The following is an 18,008-nucleotide window of genomic DNA, read 5'->3' on the forward strand; positions in this document are numbered from 1 at the left end:
AGGTCCTCACTGCGGCCGCGCGCGCGCGGCGCCCGAGGAAGGGCCGTCCCGCCCCTGCGGCAATGGCCGTCGGGCGCGCAGGAAAGCCAGCGTCGCCGTGAGGAGGGGGAGAGGGCAGGGGCCCTCCCTGGACGGGCTATTCCACGGTGATCCGCGCCTCGCGGACCAGCCGCTCCCACTTCGCCGTCTCCGAGGCGATGAAGCGTCCCGTTGCCGCGGGATTGCGATCCTCCGGCGCCGGGAGCTGGACGCCGAGCTCGGTCAGCCGCGCCTGCGTCGAGTCGTCGCCGATGGCCCTCCAGATGGCGGCCGACATGGCCTCGACCATGGGCGCGGGCGTGCCGGCTGGGGCGAGGACGGCATTCCAGGTGGTGGCCTCGAAGCCGGGCACGGTCTCGGCCACGGTGGGGAGATCGGGCAGGGCTGCGGAGCGGCGGGCGCCGGTGGTGGCGATGCCGCGCAAGGCGCCGGCGCGCACCTGGGCGGCGCCGGTCGCGACGCTGTCCATCACCAGCGCGATGTGGCCGGCGAGGAGGTCGCTCACGGCAGGCGCAGTGCCGCGATAGGGGATGTGCTCGGCCTGCGTGCCGGTCATGGCCTTCAGCAGCTCGACGCCGAGATGCGAGGATCCGCCGACCCCGCTGCTGCCATAGGCGCGGGGCCCCGAGCGCAGGAAGTCGATGAGGCCCTTCATGTCCCGCACCGGGCTGTCGGGCGGCACCATGATGACCTGCGGCACGACGCCGACGAGCGCGACAGCGGCGAAATCGGCCTGGGGATCGAAGGTGAGGCGCCTGCCGTGGAGCGCGCGGTGCACGGCGTGCACCACGGTCGTGAAGAGGAGGGTGCTGCCGTCCCGGGGCGCGCGGGCCACGGCCTCCGTGCCCGGAAGGGCGCCGCCTCCCGCACGGTTCTCGACGATCACGGGCTCCGGCGAAGTGCCGGAGACGCGCTCGGCCAGGATGCGGGCCACGGTGTCCGTGGGGCCGCCGGCCGCATAGGGGACGACGAGGCGGACGGGCCGGGCGGGCCAGCTGGCCTGGGCCAGGGCGCGCGCCGACGGGGCGGCAAGCCCCGCGGCGCTCAACAGGACGCGACGCGCGATCATGGAGGTTCCTCTTTCCTGCTCTTCCCGGGGGCCGGGCGGCGATTCCTTTCTTGATGACGGCGGCCCGGTTGTCCATGCCGGACGGCAAGCCGGCGGATCACGTGTGATGATCGCGTCCCACCCCCGTCTAGCGGAGCTGCCGCTTCTCCAGCTTCCGCGCCAGCGTGCGGCGATGCATCCCCAGGCGCCGCGCGGCCTCCGAGATGTTGAAGTCGGTCTCCACCAGCGCCTGGTGGATATGCTCCCACTCCACCGTCTTGATGGACGACTGCCGGCCGTCCACCGGGGCGGCCGGATCGCCGTCCCGCCGCTCGAAGGCGGCCTCGATGTCGTCGGTGCTCGAGGGCTTGGCGAGGTAGTAGGAGGCGCCGAGCTTGATCGCCTCCACCGTGGTCCCGATGCTCGCGAAGCCGGTCAGCACGACGATGGACATCGCCGCGTCCGAGGCCCGCAGCGCCTTCACGCAGGCGAGGCCCGAGATCCCGCCGCCGAGCTTGAGGTCCACCACCGCATAGCCGGGCCTGTGCCCTTCGAGCAGCAGCGCCGTCAGCTCCTCGTGGCTCGAAGCGGAGAGCACGCCGTAGCCCCGCCGCTCGAAGGAGCGCCGGAGCGTCCGGGCGAAGGCGGCGTCGTCCTCGACGATGACCAGGAGCCTCTCCTCGCTCATCGCGGCGCCTCCCCGGCATAGGCCCCGGCATAGGCGATGACGTCGAGCGGCAGCGTGAGGCGGACCACCGCGCCGCCGTCCTCGCGGTTCCGCGCCTCGGCGCCGCCGCCCAGCTTGCGCGCCACGTTGACCAGCAGGAAGAGGCCGAGCCCGCCGCCGGACCGGCCCTTGCTCGATCGGTAGGGCTGGCCGAAGGCGGCGAGCATCTCCGGCGAGAAGCCGGGGCCGCGATCGGCGATCTCCAGCACGAGGGAATCTCCGTCGCGGCTGGCGGTGATGCCGATCCAGCGGGGCGAGACCTCCAGGGCGTTGTCGATGACGTTGCCGATCACCTGCTTGAGCGCGGGGTCGGAGACGATGGTCACGTCCTCGCCGAAGCGGTCGGTGTAGTGGATCGTCCGCGGCAGCCGCATCGCGCGCCAGTCGGCGACGATGCCGTCGAGGAAGCGGCGCATCGTCGTCACCGCCGGGGCCTCGCCGCGCGCCTCGCCGGCGGACATCAGGATGCCGCCGACGATCGCCTTGCAGCGCGCCACCTCCGCCTGCATGTCCGCGATATCCGCCGCGAGCTCGGGATCCCCGCCGATCCGCGGCATGCGCTGCCAGTCGCCGAGGATGACCGAGAGCGTGGAGAGCGGCGTCCCCAGCTCATGCGCCGCGCCCGAGGCGAGGAGGCCCATCCGGATGATATGGTTCTCCTCCGCGGCCTGCTGCCGCGCGCTCGCCAGCGCCGCGTCGCTGTCGCGCAGGTTGCGGCTGATGCGGGTCACGAAGAGCACGAGCAGGACCGCGATCAGCGCGAAGCAGATCAGGCTGCCCTGGAGGTAGAGGCCGAGCGGGTCGGCGCGATGGCGCTCGTGCAGGTCGAGCGGCACGGAATGGAGGGCCAGCAGGCCGAGCGCGACGCCGGCGGCGCCCACCATGGCCCAGCTCGAGGCGGGACGCAGCAGCATCGCGCCGATCGCCACCTGGAGCAGGAAGAGCGAGGTGAAGGGATTGGCGAGGCCGCCGCTCTGGTGGAGCTGCCAGGCGAGCGCGGCGATGTCGATCAGCAGCGCGGCCGTCAGCTCGGCGTTGCTGACGCCGGCGGGCCGGCGCAGCAGCGGCAGGCTGAGCAGGTTGATGGCCGCGAGCAGGATCGGCACCGGCAGGAGCGTGGCGAGGGGCAGGTCCACCCCCATCAGCCCCTGCACGACGGCGATGGTGACGAGCTGCCCGCCCACCGCGATCCAGCGCAGCTGGATCAGGAGGCGCATGTTCCGCCGCCCGGCCTCCGCCTCGGGCAGGCCGATGCCGCGCGTCCCGCCGCTCATTCCGCCCCCACCGCCGGGACTTCGGCCCGGGCGCGGAACAGGACCATGAAGGCGGCCCAGGCGGACAGCGCCGCCAGGCCGAACCAGGTCAGCGCATAGACGAGGTGGTTGTCGGCGAAGCGGATGACCGTCAGCCCGCCGACCGGGTAGCGCCCAGCGCCCGGCACGGCCTCCGCGTCGACGAAGAAGGGCGCGGCGTCGCCGAGGCCGCGCCGGGCGGCGATGGCCGCGACGTCGCGCGAGTACCAGCGGTCCTCCGCGGGATCGTTGGCGCGGAGGAAGCCGCCCCCCGGCTCGCTCAGGCGCAGCAGGCCGGTCACCCGGACGGGGCCGTCGCCGTCCGCCTCGCCGCGCGCCGCCGCGTCGCGCCGCTCCGGCGGGACGAAGCCGCGATTGACCAGGACCGTGCCGTCAGCCGTCTGCAGAGGGGTCATGACCCAGTAGCCGCTTCCCAGTGCCGTCGTCGCCCGCACCAGCGTCTCGCGGTCCCGCAGCGGGCGGCCCTCGACGACGACGCGCCGGTAGGCGTCCCGCGCGGCGGAGAGGAGGGGCCATTCCGCCCGCCCCGGAGCGGGGACCGGCGCGGCATGGACCCTGGCCTCGACCTGCGCGATCAGCTCGTGCTTCCACTCGCGCCGCTGAAGCTGCCACAGCCCGAGCCCGGCCAGCAAAGCCGTCATCACCAGCGCGCCCCCGCCGGCCAGCGCCGGCCCGAGGCGGAGGGTCACGGGATGCTGCCCATCTCGTGCGGCATCGGCATCATGTTCGTGTTGAGATGATACATCACCCAGAGCGAGCCCGTCATGGTGATCGCGACGACGACGAGGGTGAAGACCAGCGCGATCATGGTCCAGCCGCCTTCGGAACGGCCGTTCATGTGGAGGAAATACACCATGTGCACGAGGATCTGCACCACCGCGAAGCCCATGACCAGCACGCCGGTGGGGCCGGCCGCCAGCGGCCGCTCCATCACGAGCCAGAAGGGGATCGCGGTCAGCACCACGGAGAGGCCGAAGCCGATCAGGTAGTCCCGCAGCGTGCCGTGGGCGGCGCCCTCCGCGTGAGGCGCGTCATGGCTCATCGCAGCATCCCCATCAGGTAGACGAAGGTGAAGACGCCGATCCAGATGACGTCCAGGAAGTGCCAGAAGAGGCTGAGGCACATCAGCCGGCGCTGGTTCGCCGGGATCAGCCCGCGCCGCCCGACCTGCACGATCATGACGGCGATCCAGACCAGGCCGAAGGTGACGTGCAGCCCGTGCGTGCCGACCAGGGTGAAGAAGGCCGAGAGGAAGGCGCTGCGCTGCGGCGTGGCGCCGATATGGATGAGGTGCGCGAACTCGTAGAGCTCGATGCTGAGGAAGGCCAGGCCGAAGACGGCGGTGACGCCGAGCCAGGCCCGCGTCGCGCCCGGCCGCCCCGCCTGCATCGACAGCATGGCGAAGCCGTAGGTGATCGAGGAGAAGAGCAGCATCGCCGTGTTGAGCGCCACCAGCGGCAGCTCGAACAGGTCGCGCGGGGAGGGGCCGGCCGCGTAGTTGCCGCCCAGCACCGCGAAGCAGGCGAAGAGGATCGCGAAGATGAGGCAGTCGCTCATCAGGTAGATCCAGAAGCCCAGCATGGTGCTGCCGCCTTCGGGATGGTCGTGCTCGTCCAGCTCGTAGAAGCGGAGCGGGGAGGTCTGGGTGGTCAGGGTGTCCATCGTCATTCCGCCGCCGCCAGGGCGTGCGTCCGCCCGTCCTCGGTCGCGACCACCGTCTCGGCCGGGATGTGGAAGTCGCGATCGTAGTTGAAGGTATGGGCGATCGCCGTCGCCAGGATGGCCAGGAAGCTCAGCGCCACGAGCCACCAGACGTGCCAGACCAGCGCGAAGCCGCAGACCGTGCTCAGCGCCGCCAGGATCACGCCCGTCCCGGTGTTCCGGGGCATGTGGATGGGCCGGAAGCCGGAGAGGGGCCGCTCATGGCCGCGCCGCTTCATGTCGTGCCAGGCGTCGAGGTCGTGGATGACGGGCGTGAAGGCGAAGTTGTACTCCGGCGGCGGCGAGGAGGTGGACCATTCCAGCGTCCGCCCGTTCCAGGGGTCGCCGGTCACGTCGCGCAGCGCCTCGCGCCGGAGGAAGCTGACGGCGAACTGGACCAGCATCGCGGCGATGCCGAGGGCGATGACCGCCGCGCCCAGGCCCGCGATCACGAACCAGATCTGCAGCGAAGGGTCGTCGAAGACGCGCATGCGGCGCGTCACGCCCATCAGGCCCAGGATGTAGAGCGGCATGAAGGCCATCCAGAAGCCCACCACCCAGCACCAGAAGGAGACCTTCCCCCAGAAGGGATCGAGCCGGAAGCCGAAGGCCTTGGGGAACCAGTAGTTGATCGCCGCGAAGAGGCCGAACAGCACGCCGCCGATGATGACGTTGTGGAAGTGCGCGACCAGGAAGAGCGAGTTGTGCAGCACGAAATCCGCCGGCGGCACCGCGAGCAGCACGCCGGTCATGCCGCCGACGACGAAGGTCAGCATGAAGGCGACGGTCCACATCATCGGCAGGTCGAAGCGGATGCGGCCGCGGTACATGGTGAAGAGCCAGTTGAACAGCTTCGCCCCGGTCGGGATGGAGATCACCATGGTGGTGATGCCGAAGAAGCTGTTGACGCTCGCGCCCGAGCCCATGGTGAAGAAGTGGTGCAGCCAGACCACGTAGGAAAGGATGGTGATCACCACCGTGGCGTAGACCATCGAGGTGTAGCCGAAGAGCCGCTTGCCCGAGAAGGTCGAGGTGACCTCCGAGAAGACGCCGAAGAGCGGCAGGATGAGGATGTAGACCTCCGGATGGCCCCAGATCCAGATGAGGTTCACGTACATCATCGGGTTGCCGCCGAGGTCGTTCGTGAAGAAGTTCGTCCCCACGTAGCGGTCGAGGCTGAGCAGCGCGAGCACCGCGGTCAGCACCGGGAAGGAGGCGACGATCAGCACGTTCGTGCACAGCGACGTCCAGGTGAAGATGGGCATCCGCATCATCGCCATGCCCGGCGCCCGCAGCTTCACGATGGTGACGATCAGGTTGATGCCCGAGAGCGTCGTCCCGACGCCCGCGATCTGCAGCGCCCAGATGTAGTAGTCCACGCCCGGATCGGGGCTGTAGGCCAGGCCCGAGAGCGGCGGATAGGCCAGCCAGCCCGTGCGCGCGAACTCCCCGACGAAGAGCGACATCATCACCAGGATGGCGCCGCCCGTCGTCATCCAGAAGCTGAAGTTGTTGAGGAAGGGAAAGGACACGTCGCGCGCGCCGATCTGCAGCGGCACCACGTAGTTCATGATCCCCGTGACCAGCGGCATCGCCACGAAGAAGATCATGATCACGCCATGGGCGGTGAAGATCTGGTCGTAGTGGTGCGCGGGCAGGTAGCCCTCGGAGCCGTTGAAGGCGACGGCCTGCTGGATGCGCATCATGATGGCGTCGGCGAAGCCGCGCAGCAGCATCACGAGGCCGAGCACCATGTACATGATGCCGATCTTCTTGTGGTCCACGCTGGTGAACCACTCCTTCCAGAGATAGCCCCAGAGGCGGAACCAGGTGAGCAGCGCGAGGAGCGCCACGCCCCCGAGTGCCACCGCCGCGAAGGTCGCGACGAGGATCGGCTCGTGCAGCGGCAGCGCCTCGAGCGACAGCCTCCCGAAGATCGGGCTCAGTGCGGCGGAGGGAGCGGACATGGCGATCTCGGCGCTCAGGATTCGGGACGCAGGAAGGCGCGGCTCCCGGCCACCGGCAGGGAGCGTGGCGGGCCCGGGCGCGACAGCCCGGCGCCGGTCAGCGGGGATGGATCGGCAGGCAGCGCCCACGGCCGCTCCGGGCTCATGCCGGGGATCGTGCAGATGGAGCTCACGACCGTCCGCTCCGCCGGCTCCAGCCGGCCGCGGCCGGCCGAGCGGTCATAGGCCAGCCGCTGCGTCTGGCCTATGCCGGCCAGCCCCAACCCGCCGCTGGAGTCGATGGACATCATGTCGTGCATGCACATCTTGCCGGGCTCGACGCACATGTTCACGACGGCGTCGAAGAGCCCGGGCTCGACCCCGGAGAAGCGGCGCGCCGGCACGTTCTCGCTCGGCCGCTCCAGCGCCAGGAAGCCCGCGCGGTCCAGCGTCTCGCCGCTCATCCGCACGCGGGAGACCCAGCCCGCGAAATCCTGCTCCGACAGGCCCTGGAAGCGGAAGCGCATCCCCGAGAAGCCGGCGCCGCTGTAGTTGGCGGAGAAGCCCTGGTAGTCGCCGGGCCGGTTGATCACCGCGTGCAGCTTCGTCTCCATGCCCGGCATGGCGTAGATCTGGCCCGCCAGCGCCGGGATGTAGAAGGAGTTCATCACGGTGCTGCCGGTGATGCGGAAGCGGATCTGGCGGTCCACCGGCGCGGCCAGCTCGTTCACCGTGGCGATGCCGTATTCGGGCAGGATGAACAGCCACTTCCAGTCGAGGGCCACGACCTGCACCTCCAGCGGCCGGTCCGCCGCCGCCGTCGGCTGGTCCTGCGCGGCGCGGGCGAGCGCCCGGTAGGGATCGAGCAGATGCGTGCTGGCCCAGGTGAGCGCGCCCAGGCAGATGATGATGACCAGCGGCGCCGTCCAGATCACCAGCTCCAGCCCCGTCGAATGGGACCATTCCGGCTCGTAGGCCGCCTCCTTGTTGGCGGCCCGGTAGCGCCAGGCAAACAGCACCGTCAGCGCCATCACCGGCAGGATGATGAGCAGCATCAGCGCGGTGGAGATCAGCACGAGGTCGCCCTGGCGCCGCGCCACCTCGCCCGCCGGGGAGAGGACCACCAGGTTGCAGCCGCCGAGCAACGCCGGCAGGGCCAGGAGGGCGGACAGGCGCAGCGCCCGGCCCATGCGGTGAAGCGGGATCATGGGGCTCGCCATAGTCCCGGGCCGGGACGCGAGACATAGGACATTTTGTCCAATCCCCCCGCGCCGCCGCGGAGGCCAAGGTGCGCCCCACCCGAAGATCCTGCCTGGATGAAGCGGCCGCGCGCCGGAGAGCCTGACCTGATGAGCACATCGCCTGTTGCCGCGATCCCGCCCGAGAGCGAGGCGCATGGTCACCCCATCGCCCCGGGTGAGATCGCGATCGGGGTGGTGATCGGACGGACCTCGGAGTTCTTCGACTTCTTCGTCTACGCCATCGCCTCGATCCTGGTCTTCCCGAAGCTGGTCTTCCCCTATGTCGATGCGCTGACCGGCACGCTCTATTCCTTCGCCATCTTCGCGCTCGCCTTCCTGGCCCGGCCGGTCGGCACGCTGATCTTCATGCTCGTGGACCGCGCCTATGGCCGCGGGCCGAAGCTGACCGCCGCGCTGTTCCTGCTGGGCGGATCGACCGCCGCCATCGCCTTCCTGCCGGGATACGAGACGATCGGCCATGCCTCGGCCCTGCTGCTGGCCCTGTTCCGGATGGGGCAGGGCGTGGCGCTCGGCGGATCCTGGGACGGGCTCGCCTCGCTGCTCGCGCTGAACGCGCCGGAGCGCCGCCGCGGCTGGTACGCGATGATCCCGCAGCTCGGCGCGCCGCTGGGGCTGATCGTCGCGAGCCTGCTCTTCGCCTATTTCACCACGATCCTGTCCGCGCAGGACTTCCTCGACTGGGGCTGGCGCTACCCCTTCTTCGTGGCCTTCGCCATCAACGTCGTGGCGCTCTTCGCGCGGCTGCGCATCGTCGTCACGCCGGAATACGCGCGGCTGTTCGAGCGCCGCGCGCTGCAGCCCGCCCCGGTCGCCGAGACGCTGCGGTCCGAATGGCGCATCATCGCCGCCGGCGCCTTCGCGCCGCTTGCCAGCTTCGCCATGTTCCACATGGTCACGGTCTTCCCGCTCTCCTGGGTCTTCCTCTTCACCTCGGAGGGGCCGGCGCGCTTCCTGGTCATCGAGGCCGTCGCCGCGGCCTTCGGCACGGCGGCGATCGTGGCCTCCGGCCAGATCGCCGACCGCGTCGGCCGGCGGACCCTGCTCGGCTTCTCCGCCGCCGCCATCGCCGCCTTCAGCGGCTTCGCGCCGCAGCTGCTGGACGGGGGCGCCCTGGGCGAGACGGTGTTCATGCTGATCGGCTTCGTGCTGCTCGGCCTCTCCTTCGGGCAGGCCTCGGGCGCGCTGTCCTCCAGCTTCTCGCTGCGCCACCGCTACACCGGCTCGGCCCTCACCTCCGATCTCGCCTGGCTCTTCGGCGCCGGCTTTGCGCCGCTGGCGGCGCTGCTGCTGTCGAGCCGCTTCGGATTGCCCGCGGCAGGCGCCTACCTGCTGTCCGGCGCGGTCGGGACGCTGGTGGCCCTCTGGCTCAACCGCGAGCTCGCGCGCACGATCGAATAGCGCCCGAGGGCCTTCGCGCGCCCCGCCGCGCTCCTGGAACCCAGCCTCGGCCAGGTCCCGGCGGGAGCACCTGCCGGTCGGCAGGCATTGGCGCATGCGCCGGGCATGTCGCCGACCGCGACATCCTCAAGAGGGTGGGGGACGCGCCTCGGAACAGGACGCGCCAGACCTTCGCGATTCCTCGTCCGCGCAGCGCTGCTGCGGCTTGGCCCCGACATCCTCGTAACGGGACCGGCTCTGCGGCGATGTCGCCATCGGTGCGGAGGCACCGACTCTCCGCATCCGAACGGGATCGCCGTCCGCGCCCTTGAAACCCCGATAGGGGGTCCGGTGTCCCCGGAAGATGCGCGAAGGCGGCAGTGAGACGAGCCCGTTCCAGGTCGCCGACAAAGCCCTTCCGGTGAGCGTTCGGGCGATTCACCGGCTTGACACACGGTAGCGGCGGCCTTCCAATACCTCAGTAAGATATTCAATATCAAATTTCGATATTTCAATATCATACTCCGATACTCAAGTCGAGATTCCCGAAATTTCCTTGGAGGGCAGGGTGCGACATTTGACCATAGCCAGGCATACGCTTCGTAACCTCTGGGAAGCCGTGAGCTGCAATCGCCGTCCTGCATGGATGGCTGCAGTGGGGCTGCTGATACTGGCCGGCCCTCAGCCCGCCCAGGCGCAGCAGGACCGGCCGCTGCGGCTGGTCATGAACACCGAGCTGCAGGTCACCGACCCCATGGTCACCACCGCGGTCGTCACGCGCACCTTCGGCTACCTCGTGTTCGACACGCTGGTCGCGATGGACAGCGCCGGGCGCTACCGCCCGCAGATGCTCGAAGGCTGGCGCGCCAGCGACGACCACCTGACCTGGACCTTCACCCTGCGCCCCGGCCTCGCCTGGCATGACGGCACGCCGGTCACCGCCGAGGATTGCGTCCTGTCGCTGCGGCGCTGGGGCGGCAATGACGGGCTCGGCCGGCAGATGATGGCGGCCACCAAGGACCTGCGCGCCCTCGATGCGCGCACCTTCGTCCTCGAGCTGTCGCGCCCCTTCGGCCAGGTGATCGAGGCGCTGGGCAAGTCGGCGCCCTACGTGCCCTTCATGATGCCGGCCCGGCTCGCCGCGCAGCCCACCAGCCGGCCGCTCACCGAGGTCGTGGGATCCGGCCCCTTCATCTTCGTCCGCGACGAATGGCGGCCGGGCGACCGGGTGGTGTTCCGGCGCAACCCGAACTACGTGCCGCGCGACGAGCCGGCCGACGGCCTGGCCGGCGGGAAGCGCGTGCATTTCGAGCGCGCCGAGTTCGTCAGCCTGCCCGACCCCGCGGTGCGGGCCGCGGCGATCCGCGCCGGCGAGGTGGACTACCTGGAATACGCGCCGCTCGACTTCGTCGACACCTTCCAGCGCGACCGCAACCTCGTGGTGACGCCGCGTCCCGGCCTGGGGCAGATCATGGGCGCCCTGCTGGTCAACAACACCCAGCCGCCCTTCAACGACCGGGCCTTCCGGCAGGCGCTGCAGCTCGCGCTGGACCCCGAGGAGATCGTGGCGGGCCTGGGCCTGCCGCCGAACATGACGAGGGCCGACTGCCGGTCGATCTACATGTGCGGCACGCCCTTCACCACCGATGCCGGGACCGAGCGCATCCGCCGGCCGGGCATCGAGCGCGCCCGCGCGGCCCTGGCCGCGGCCGGCTACGCCAACCAGCGCGCCGTGGTGCTGCACAGCGTCGATTCCGCGCTGATCAACCCGATCTCGCTGGTGATCGCCGACCAGATGCGGCGCGCCGGCTTCAACACCGACGTCGCGACCCAGGACTTCAGCACGCTGGCGCAGCGCCGGCAGAGCCGCGAGCCGGTGGAGCGCGGCGGCTGGAGCATCATGCCCGTGGTCTGGACGGGCTACGACCTCGCCAATCCGCTGGGCAACTACGCCACGGCCTACAACTGCACCAACAACTATCCCGGCTGGTACTGCGACGAGGCCATGACCCCGCTGTTGCGCGAGTTCGCCGCGGAATCCGATCCCGACCGCCAGAAGGCGCTCGCCGCCCGCATCCAGGAGCGGGTCATCGAGAATGCCGGCATCATCTTCGTCGGCCAGTTCTCCGCCCCGGCGGTGTGGCGCCGCGAGCTGCAGGACGTGCCGGACACCGGCTTCCCCGTGCTGTGGAACATCCGCCGGGTCCGGCGCTGACGGCCGCCATGCAGTACATCCCCCTCGGCCGCACGGGTCTGAAGGTGTCGCGGCTCTGCCTGGGCTGCATGAACTACGGCGACCCGTCCTGGCGCGGCTGGTCCTGGCTGTTCGACGAGGCGCAGTCCCGGCCCTATCTGCGCGGCGCCTGGGAGGCGGGCATCAACTTCTTCGACACCGCCGACAGCTATTCCGACGGCGCCAGCGAGGAGATCCTCGGGCGCTTCCTGCGCGAGGACGGCATCCCCCGCGACCAGGTGGTGATCGCCAGCAAGGTCTACGGCATCACCGGCGCCACGCCGAACGAGCGCGGGCTGTCGCGCAAGCACATCCGCCACGCCGTGGAGGCGAGCCTGCGGCGGCTGCAGACCGACTACATCGACCTCTACCAGATCCACCGCTTCGACCCGACCACGCCCATCGCGGAGACGCTGGAGGCGCTGGACCTGCTCGTGCGGGCGGGGAAGGTGCTGCATGTCGGCGCCTCTTCCATGGCCGCCTGGCAGTTCCAGTCGATGCTCCACCATTCCGAGCGCCGTGGGCTCGCGCGCTTCGACACCATGCAGAGCCACTACAACCTGCTGTACCGCGAGGAGGAGCGCGAGATGATGCCGCTCTGCCGCGCCGAGGGGATCGCCGTGAATCCCTGGAGCCCGCTGGCGCGCGGCTTTCTCGCCCGCGGCCGGGACGACCAGGACCAGGGCGACCCGGACCGGCACCGCCACGACTACATCGCGAAGTCCATGTACTTCCGCGACGGCGACTTCGACGTCACCGACAGGGTCGCCCTGGTGGCGCGGCGGCGCGGCGTGCCCATGGCCCAGGTGGCCCTCGCCTGGCTGCTGCACCAGCCCGGCGTGGCCTCGCCGGTCATCGGCACCAGCCGGCCGCATCATCTCGGCGAGGCGGTGGCGGCGCTGGACCTTGCCCTCGACGCGGAGGAGATCCGCCTGCTCGAGGAGCCCTACCAGCCCCACCCCGTGCTCGGCCATGCGTAAGAAGGAATCGTTCAGGTGAAGCAACGCGCCATCGTCACCGGAGGCAGCAACGGCATCGGCCGCGCCATACGGCACCGGCTGGAAGAGGAGGGGATCGGCGTCATCAACCTCGACATCGCCGATCCCGAGCCCGGCGGGCCGGGCGAGTTCCATCGCGTCGACCTGTCGGACGACGTTGCCACCGCGGCGCTGGTCAAGGAGATCTGCGCCGCGCACAGCATCACGCGGCTGGTCAACAACGTGGGCATCAGCCTCACGCGGCCGACCGCCGAGGCGAGCGTCGAGGACCTGGCGCTCGCGCTGGCCATCAACATGACGGCGGCGCTGGTCTGCGTGAACGCGGTGCTGCCGGCGATGCGGCAGGCCGGCTTCGGGCGCATCGTGAACATCAGCAGCCGCACCGTCACCGGCCGCGCCGGACGCACGGTCTACGGCATGACGAAGGGCGGCCTGCTCGCGATGACGCGGAGCTGGGCGCTGGAATTCGCCAAGGACGGCATCACCGTGAACGCCATCGGCCCGGGGCCGATCGACACCGAGCTTTTCCGCAAGGGCAACAGGATGGACACGCCGGAAGCCCAGAAGAACCTCCGCGCCGTCGCCATGGGGCGGTTCGGCAAGCCGGAGGAGGTGGCGCAGGCTGCCGCCTTCTTCGCCGACGCGCGGTCCAGCTACATCACGGGCCAGATGCTGTTCGTCTGCGGCGGGCAGACCCTCGGCGTGCAGCCTTCGTAGGGGATGACGATCATGCAGGACGCAACACTCGTCACCGGCGGCAGCGGCGGCATCGGCAGCGCCATCGTGGCGCGCCTTCTCCAGGACGGCCAGACGGTCGTGAACCTGGACCGGACGCCGCCGGCCCGCCAGGACGCCATCTTCGAGCAGGCCGATTTCGCCGATGTCGAGGCGACCCGCGCCGCGCTCGGCCGCATCTGCGCCGCGCACCGCATCACGCGGCTCGTGAACAACGCCGCGATCGCGGAGATCCGGCCGGCCGAGGAGGAGACGCCCGAGACGCTGCGCCGCGTCGTCGCCGTCAACCTCCGGGCGCCGCTGCTCTGCCTGCAGGCGGTGCTTCCCGCCATGCGGGAGGCGGGGTTCGGCCGCATCGTCAACCTCGGCAGCCGCGGCGCCTTCGGCAAGGAGAACCGGTTCGCCTACAACGCCACCAAGGGCGGCATGCACACGGTGACGCGCTCCTGGGCGCTGGAATTCGCGCCGCTGGGCATCACCGTCAACGCGGTGGCGCCCGGCGTCGCCGACACGCCGCTCTACCGGCGCAACAACCCGCCGGACGATCCGCAGACCATCCGCACCAACGGCTCGATCCCCATGGGCCGCCTCGCGCAGCCCGAGGACGTCGCCGAGGCGGTCTCGTTCTTCCTGGGCGAGCGCGCCGGCTACATCACCGGGCAGCTGCTCTTCGTCTGCGGCGGGCTGTCCATCGGCACCAATCCGGCCGGCTAGGGAGATTACGACATGCTTGGCGAATTCGCCGCGAGCGACGGCGCGACACTGGCCTATCGGCTCGACGACTTCACGCCGCCCTGGAAACCGGGCGAGCCGATCATCCTGCTGCATTCCATGATGGGCAGCTCGGAGCGCTTCTTCCAATGGGTGCCGGCGCTGGCCGGGCGCTACCGGGTGATCCGGCCGGACCTGCGCGGCCATGGCCGCTCGCCCGTGCCGCCGCCGGACAGCGAGCTCACCATGGAGCGGCTGATGCGCGACGCGCTGGAGCTGCTCGACCATCTCGGCATCCCGAAGGTCCATGTGGTGGGCAATTCCGCCGGCGGCTATATCGCCCAGCACATGGCGATGTACGCACCGGAGCGCGTGGCGAGCCTGATGCTCTTCGGCTCCACGCCCGGCCTGCTGCGCAGCGGGACCTCCTCCTGGATCCCGCTGATCCGCGAGGAGGGGCTGCTGCCCTTCCTGACCCGCACCATCGCCGACCGCTTCCCGATTGGCCGGGTCGATCCGGAGATGGTGGAATGGTTCCTGCGCGAGACCGGGAGCTGCGACACGGACTTCATCTGCCGCTGGCTGGGGCTGACCACCTCGCTTGACTGGGGCGAGGAGCTGCATCGCGTGCGCTGCCCGAGCCTGGTGGTGCGGGCCGGCGGCGAGACCGTGGGCGCCGCCAGCCACTACGACGTGATGGCCGAGCAGATCCCGGACTGCGAGATGCTCACCTACATGAACATGCCGCACAACATCTGCGACATCGTGCCCGAGCGCTGCATCGCCGACGTGCGCGCCTTTCTCGAACGCCGCTTCCCCGAAGGAATGGCCGCATGACCCTGATGGCAGCACCGCCGGCGAGCCCGCCGAGCACCATGGTGGGCGGCCGCATGCCGCTGCTCGATGCCGGGCCGTTCCTGCGGGGCGAGCCGGGCGCGCTGGAGGTCCTGGCGGCGCAGCTGCGCTTCGCCAGCGAGAAGGTGGGGTTCTACCTCCTCTCCGGCCACGGCGTGCCCGACGCGCTGGTCCAGCAGACCTTCGCCCAGGCGGAGCGCTTCCACGCGCAGGATCTCGAGGCCAAGCTCGCCATCCGCATCAACGAGCACAATGTCGGCTACATGCCGATGAAGGGCGCGGTGAGCCGCGCCTCGCAGGTGGCGGCGAACACCCGCCCCAATCTCAACGAGGCCTTCTTCGCGCGGCGCGAGCGGACGCCCGAGGATCCCGACGTCCTCGCCAACAAGCCGCTGCGCGGGCTCAACCAGTGGCCGGCGGACCTGCCGGGCTTCCGCGAGGCGGCCCTGGACTACATGGACGCCATGGTGGCGCTCGGCACGGGATTGCTGCCCGTCTATGCCCGCGCCCTCGGGTTGGCGCCGGATTACTTCGCGGCGCCCTTCGCCACCCCGAACCGGATCCTGCGCATGTCGCACTACCCGCCGTCGGAGGAGGTGCTGGAGGACGAGTTCGGCATCGCGCCGCACACCGACAGCGGCTTCATGACGCTGCTCGCGCCCAACGCCGTGCCCGGCCTGTCGGTACGGATGACGGACGGCAGCTGGTTCGACGTGCCCTACGTGCCGGGCGCCTATGTGGTGAACACCGGCGACATGCTGCACCGCTGGAGCAACGAGGTGTTCCTCTCGACGCCCCATCGCGTCACCAGCAGCGGCGCGCAGCGGCGCTATGCGATCCCCTTCTTCTTCGATCCGCATCCCGACACGCTGATCGAGGCGCTGCCGAGCTGCGTCGGGCCGGAGCGCCCCGCGCGGCACGAGCCGATCCTGTTCGACGACTACATCGTCTGGTTCGCGCGGCGGAACTACCTGCACCAGAAGGCGCCGGCTCCCGTCTGACCGGCGGAATCCCAAGGAGGAGAAGCGAGATGAGCGGCAAGCGGTTGGCGCCGGTGACCGGCCCGGTCACCTGGAAGCGGGACGATCTGGAGCGGGACGGCAGCTGGATCCTGCAGGTCACCGACGCGCAGGCGGCGGAGATCGAGGCCGCCGTCGCGGGCGTCGCCGCACGGGGCCTGCGCGGCGCGGAGTTCGCCGCCGGGGACTTCCCCCTCCCGCTCTTCGCGCCGGTCCTCGCGGAGGCTTTGGCGGAGGTGGAGCACGGGCGCGGCATCGTCCTGCTCCGCGGCCTGCCGGTCGACCGCCAGGACGAGGAGAAGGCCGCGCGGATGCTGTGGGGGCTCGGCCTGCATTTCGGCCGCCCGCTGCGGCAGAGCTCGCGCACCAACCTCGCGGGATATCGCGACGACCTCATCGCCCACATCGTCGACCAGGGGCTGGACTACGGCGCCCCCAACGTGAACGGCTCGGCGACCAGCGCGGAGCAGATGCCGCATTGCGACGGCTCGGACCTCGTCGCCCTGCTCTGCCTCCGGCCGGCGGCGGATGGCGGCGGCGTCAGCCGCGTCGTCAGCTCCATGGCGATCTACAACGAGCTGCTGGCGCACCATCCGGAGGCACTGGACACGCTGTACGAGGGCTTCGTGCACGACCTGCGCCGGCAGGCCGGCGACGAGGCGCAGCTCGTCACGCCGCGCATCCCCGTCTACAGCGACTTCGAGGGCGTGCTGAGCTGCAACTTCAACTCCAAGACGGTGCAGCAGGGCGCAGCCAAGCTCGGCCGGCCCCTGGACGCGGCGGAGCAGCACGCGCTCGACACCATGCTGCGCATCGCCACCAGCCCGGATTTCAGCTTCGACATGCGGCTGCGGACGGGCGATCTGCAGCTCGCCAACAACTACACTGTCCTGCACTGCCGGACCGCCTGGCAGGATCCGCCGGACCGGCGCGAGGCGCGGATGATGATGCGCCTCTGGCTCCGCTGCGCCGTGCCGCGCCCGGTCGCGCCGCTGGTGCTCGGCGGCTATCTGACCGGGGCGGTCCACGATACGGCCGCCCAGCTTCGTGGAGCCTGATACCGGCGTGTCTTGAGGAGGGCTCTGCCCTCCTCAAACTCCACCCGCCAAAGGCCGAAAGGCCCTTGGAACCCAGAACCGCGTCGCGTCCTGCTACCGCATGCCCGTGATGGATCCCGAGACCGCCCGCGGATCGCGCATCGGCCAGCGGCCGCAATCCACCTGCACCAAAAAGGCGCCGACCAGCCGGTTGAACTCGTCGGGATCCTCGATGTTGATCGTGTGGCCGCAGTTCGGCATCACCGAAAGCGCCGCCGAGGGGATGGACTGCTTCATCAGCAGTCCCGGCTGCAGGCAGGGCCAGTCCTCGTCGCCGGTCAGGACCAGGGTCGGTACGGTGAGCGCGCGCATCTGCTCCACCAGCGTGTAGAGCGAGGGCCTGGCACCCTGCACGCCGAGCTGCGTGTTCGCCGCGCCCAGCGCCGAATGCTCGGCGAGCTGCGAGGCGAATTCGGCGAAGCCGCGCGGGTCCTTGTTCTCGAATTGCACGCGCGTCGGCCCGTAGGCGTAGCGCGAGGCGAATTTCTCCATGCCCTCGTCGTGCAGCATCTTGGCGATCGTCTGGGCCTCGCCCTTGAACTTCTCCTGCTGGTCGGGCTCGGCGCCATAGCCGCAGCCGGCGACCACGAGCGACAGCGCCCGCGTCGGATGGCGGAAGCCGAAATGCAGCGTGGCGAAGCCGCCCATCGAGAGGCCGACGACATGCGCTTTTGCGATGCCGAGATGGTCGAGCACGGCCAGGATGTCGTCCGCCGCGCGGGCCTGGGAGTAGCTGGAGGGCTGCTCCGGCACGTCGGAGGGCGGATAGCCGCGGGCGTTGTAGCAGATGGCGCGATAGCGCTGGCCGAAATGCCGCATCTGCGGCTCCCAGCTGCGCATGTCGCCCGCGAATTCGTGCACGAAGATGACCGGCGTTCCGTGGCCGGTCTCCTCGACATACAGCTTCACGCCGTCGTCGGTGGTTGCATGGGGCATGGTCTCAGTCC

At 70.3% G+C, this 18,008-nt stretch carries 17 protein-coding genes; 8 read left to right on the plus strand and 9 right to left on the minus strand.

What is annotated here, in order from left to right; translation table 11 throughout:
* Window positions 1–136: 136 nt before the first annotated feature.
* The 8 genes from AC1ROY_RS09075 to cyoA form a co-directional block, all read right to left on the minus strand.
* Window positions 137–1,108, minus strand: coding sequence for a Bug family tripartite tricarboxylate transporter substrate binding protein (locus AC1ROY_RS09075; RefSeq protein WP_493148475.1), 972 nt, complete (start codon window positions 1,106–1,108; stop codon window positions 137–139).
* Between the two features lie 127 nt (window positions 1,109–1,235).
* Window positions 1,236–1,775 carry a response regulator transcription factor gene (locus AC1ROY_RS09080; protein ID WP_493148476.1) on the minus strand — a complete coding sequence of 180 codons (540 nt, stop codon included), beginning with the start codon at window positions 1,773–1,775 and terminating at the stop codon, window positions 1,236–1,238.
* A complete protein-coding gene (locus AC1ROY_RS09085; RefSeq protein ID WP_493148477.1) occupies window positions 1,772–3,088 on the minus strand; it encodes an ATP-binding protein in 1,317 nt (438 codons plus the stop codon). The genes AC1ROY_RS09080 and AC1ROY_RS09085 overlap by 4 nt, the downstream gene beginning before the upstream one ends.
* On the minus strand, window positions 3,085–3,816 hold the full coding sequence (locus AC1ROY_RS09090; protein ID WP_493148478.1) for an SURF1 family protein: 732 nt from the start codon (window positions 3,814–3,816) through the stop codon (window positions 3,085–3,087). Before AC1ROY_RS09090 ends, AC1ROY_RS09085 begins: the two co-directional genes overlap by 4 nt.
* The gene (cyoD, locus tag AC1ROY_RS09095) at window positions 3,813–4,169 is read right to left on the minus strand and encodes a cytochrome o ubiquinol oxidase subunit IV (RefSeq protein WP_493148479.1); all 357 of its coding nucleotides are present in this window, start codon (window positions 4,167–4,169) and stop codon (window positions 3,813–3,815) included. Before cyoD ends, AC1ROY_RS09090 begins: the two co-directional genes overlap by 4 nt.
* Window positions 4,166–4,789, minus strand: coding sequence for a cytochrome o ubiquinol oxidase subunit III (cyoC, locus tag AC1ROY_RS09100; RefSeq protein WP_493148480.1), 624 nt, complete (start codon window positions 4,787–4,789; stop codon window positions 4,166–4,168). The genes cyoD and cyoC overlap by 4 nt, the downstream gene beginning before the upstream one ends.
* Before the next feature lie 2 nt (window positions 4,790–4,791).
* Window positions 4,792–6,765 (minus strand): cytochrome o ubiquinol oxidase subunit I, encoded by a 1,974-nt coding sequence (gene cyoB, locus AC1ROY_RS09105; RefSeq protein WP_493149015.1) that lies wholly within the window; start codon window positions 6,763–6,765, stop codon window positions 4,792–4,794.
* 44 nt (window positions 6,766–6,809) lie between these two features.
* Window positions 6,810–7,982 (minus strand): ubiquinol oxidase subunit II, encoded by a 1,173-nt coding sequence (gene cyoA, locus AC1ROY_RS09110; RefSeq protein WP_493148481.1) that lies wholly within the window; start codon window positions 7,980–7,982, stop codon window positions 6,810–6,812.
* 141 nt (window positions 7,983–8,123) lie between these two features.
* Here cyoA and AC1ROY_RS09115 point away from each other — a divergent pair, with 141 nt between their 5' ends.
* The 8 genes from AC1ROY_RS09115 to AC1ROY_RS09150 all read left to right on the plus strand — a co-directional run bounded on the left by AC1ROY_RS09115 (window position 8,124) and on the right by AC1ROY_RS09150 (window position 17,022).
* The gene (locus AC1ROY_RS09115) at window positions 8,124–9,434 is read left to right on the plus strand and encodes an MFS transporter (protein ID WP_493148482.1); all 1,311 of its coding nucleotides are present in this window, start codon (window positions 8,124–8,126) and stop codon (window positions 9,432–9,434) included.
* A 625-nt stretch (window positions 9,435–10,059) separates the two neighbouring features.
* Complete coding sequence (locus AC1ROY_RS09120) at window positions 10,060–11,628, plus strand: ABC transporter substrate-binding protein (protein ID WP_493148483.1); 1,569 nt, start codon at window positions 10,060–10,062, stop codon at window positions 11,626–11,628.
* Between the two features lie 8 nt (window positions 11,629–11,636).
* The gene (locus AC1ROY_RS09125; RefSeq protein ID WP_493148484.1) at window positions 11,637–12,626 is read left to right on the plus strand and encodes an aldo/keto reductase; all 990 of its coding nucleotides are present in this window, start codon (window positions 11,637–11,639) and stop codon (window positions 12,624–12,626) included.
* A 15-nt stretch (window positions 12,627–12,641) separates the two neighbouring features.
* The gene (locus tag AC1ROY_RS09130; RefSeq protein ID WP_493148485.1) at window positions 12,642–13,361 is read left to right on the plus strand and encodes an SDR family NAD(P)-dependent oxidoreductase; all 720 of its coding nucleotides are present in this window, start codon (window positions 12,642–12,644) and stop codon (window positions 13,359–13,361) included.
* A gap of 12 nt (window positions 13,362–13,373) precedes the next feature.
* Entirely contained in the window at window positions 13,374–14,093 is a 720-nt protein-coding gene (locus AC1ROY_RS09135; RefSeq protein ID WP_493148486.1) for an SDR family NAD(P)-dependent oxidoreductase, read from the plus strand.
* A 12-nt stretch (window positions 14,094–14,105) separates the two neighbouring features.
* The gene (locus AC1ROY_RS09140; RefSeq protein WP_493148487.1) at window positions 14,106–14,927 is read left to right on the plus strand and encodes an alpha/beta fold hydrolase; all 822 of its coding nucleotides are present in this window, start codon (window positions 14,106–14,108) and stop codon (window positions 14,925–14,927) included.
* Entirely contained in the window at window positions 14,924–15,946 is a 1,023-nt protein-coding gene (locus AC1ROY_RS09145; RefSeq protein ID WP_493148488.1) for an isopenicillin N synthase family dioxygenase, read from the plus strand. Before AC1ROY_RS09140 ends, AC1ROY_RS09145 begins: the two co-directional genes overlap by 4 nt.
* Before the next feature lie 29 nt (window positions 15,947–15,975).
* Window positions 15,976–17,022 carry a TauD/TfdA family dioxygenase gene (locus AC1ROY_RS09150; RefSeq protein ID WP_493148489.1) on the plus strand — a complete coding sequence of 349 codons (1,047 nt, stop codon included), beginning with the start codon at window positions 15,976–15,978 and terminating at the stop codon, window positions 17,020–17,022.
* Between the two features lie 93 nt (window positions 17,023–17,115).
* On the opposite strand, the gene AC1ROY_RS09155 is transcribed toward AC1ROY_RS09150, so the two are convergent.
* Window positions 17,116–17,997, minus strand: coding sequence for an alpha/beta fold hydrolase (locus AC1ROY_RS09155; protein ID WP_493148490.1), 882 nt, complete (start codon window positions 17,995–17,997; stop codon window positions 17,116–17,118).
* Between the last annotated feature and the right edge of the window lie 11 nt (window positions 17,998–18,008).

It is taken from the genome of Roseococcus sp. GW821-FHT12F05 (genome assembly GCF_058806835.1).

Bases quoted from the DNA above. Each gene is read 5' to 3' on its own strand.
- AC1ROY_RS09075 (WP_493148475.1), bottom strand. From the start codon at position 1,108: ATGATCGCGCGTCGCGTCCTGTTGAGCGCCGCGGGGCTTGCCGCCCCG.
- AC1ROY_RS09080 (WP_493148476.1), bottom strand. From the start codon at position 1,775: ATGAGCGAGGAGAGGCTCCTGGTCATCGTCGAGGACGACGCCGCCTTC.
- AC1ROY_RS09085 (WP_493148477.1), bottom strand. From the start codon at position 3,088: ATGAGCGGCGGGACGCGCGGCATCGGCCTGCCCGAGGCGGAGGCCGGG.
- cyoD (WP_493148479.1), bottom strand. From the start codon at position 4,169: ATGAGCCATGACGCGCCTCACGCGGAGGGCGCCGCCCACGGCACGCTG.
- cyoC (WP_493148480.1), bottom strand. From the start codon at position 4,789: ATGGACACCCTGACCACCCAGACCTCCCCGCTCCGCTTCTACGAGCTG.
- cyoA (WP_493148481.1), bottom strand. From the start codon at position 7,982: ATGATCCCGCTTCACCGCATGGGCCGGGCGCTGCGCCTGTCCGCCCTC.
- AC1ROY_RS09115 (WP_493148482.1), top strand. From the start codon at position 8,124: ATGAGCACATCGCCTGTTGCCGCGATCCCGCCCGAGAGCGAGGCGCAT.
- AC1ROY_RS09120 (WP_493148483.1), top strand. From the start codon at position 10,060: ATGGCTGCAGTGGGGCTGCTGATACTGGCCGGCCCTCAGCCCGCCCAG.
- AC1ROY_RS09125 (WP_493148484.1), top strand. From the start codon at position 11,637: ATGCAGTACATCCCCCTCGGCCGCACGGGTCTGAAGGTGTCGCGGCTC.
- AC1ROY_RS09135 (WP_493148486.1), top strand. From the start codon at position 13,374: ATGCAGGACGCAACACTCGTCACCGGCGGCAGCGGCGGCATCGGCAGC.
- AC1ROY_RS09140 (WP_493148487.1), top strand. From the start codon at position 14,106: ATGCTTGGCGAATTCGCCGCGAGCGACGGCGCGACACTGGCCTATCGG.
- AC1ROY_RS09145 (WP_493148488.1), top strand. From the start codon at position 14,924: ATGACCCTGATGGCAGCACCGCCGGCGAGCCCGCCGAGCACCATGGTG.
- AC1ROY_RS09150 (WP_493148489.1), top strand. From the start codon at position 15,976: ATGAGCGGCAAGCGGTTGGCGCCGGTGACCGGCCCGGTCACCTGGAAG.
- AC1ROY_RS09155 (WP_493148490.1), bottom strand. From the start codon at position 17,997: ATGCCCCATGCAACCACCGACGACGGCGTGAAGCTGTATGTCGAGGAG.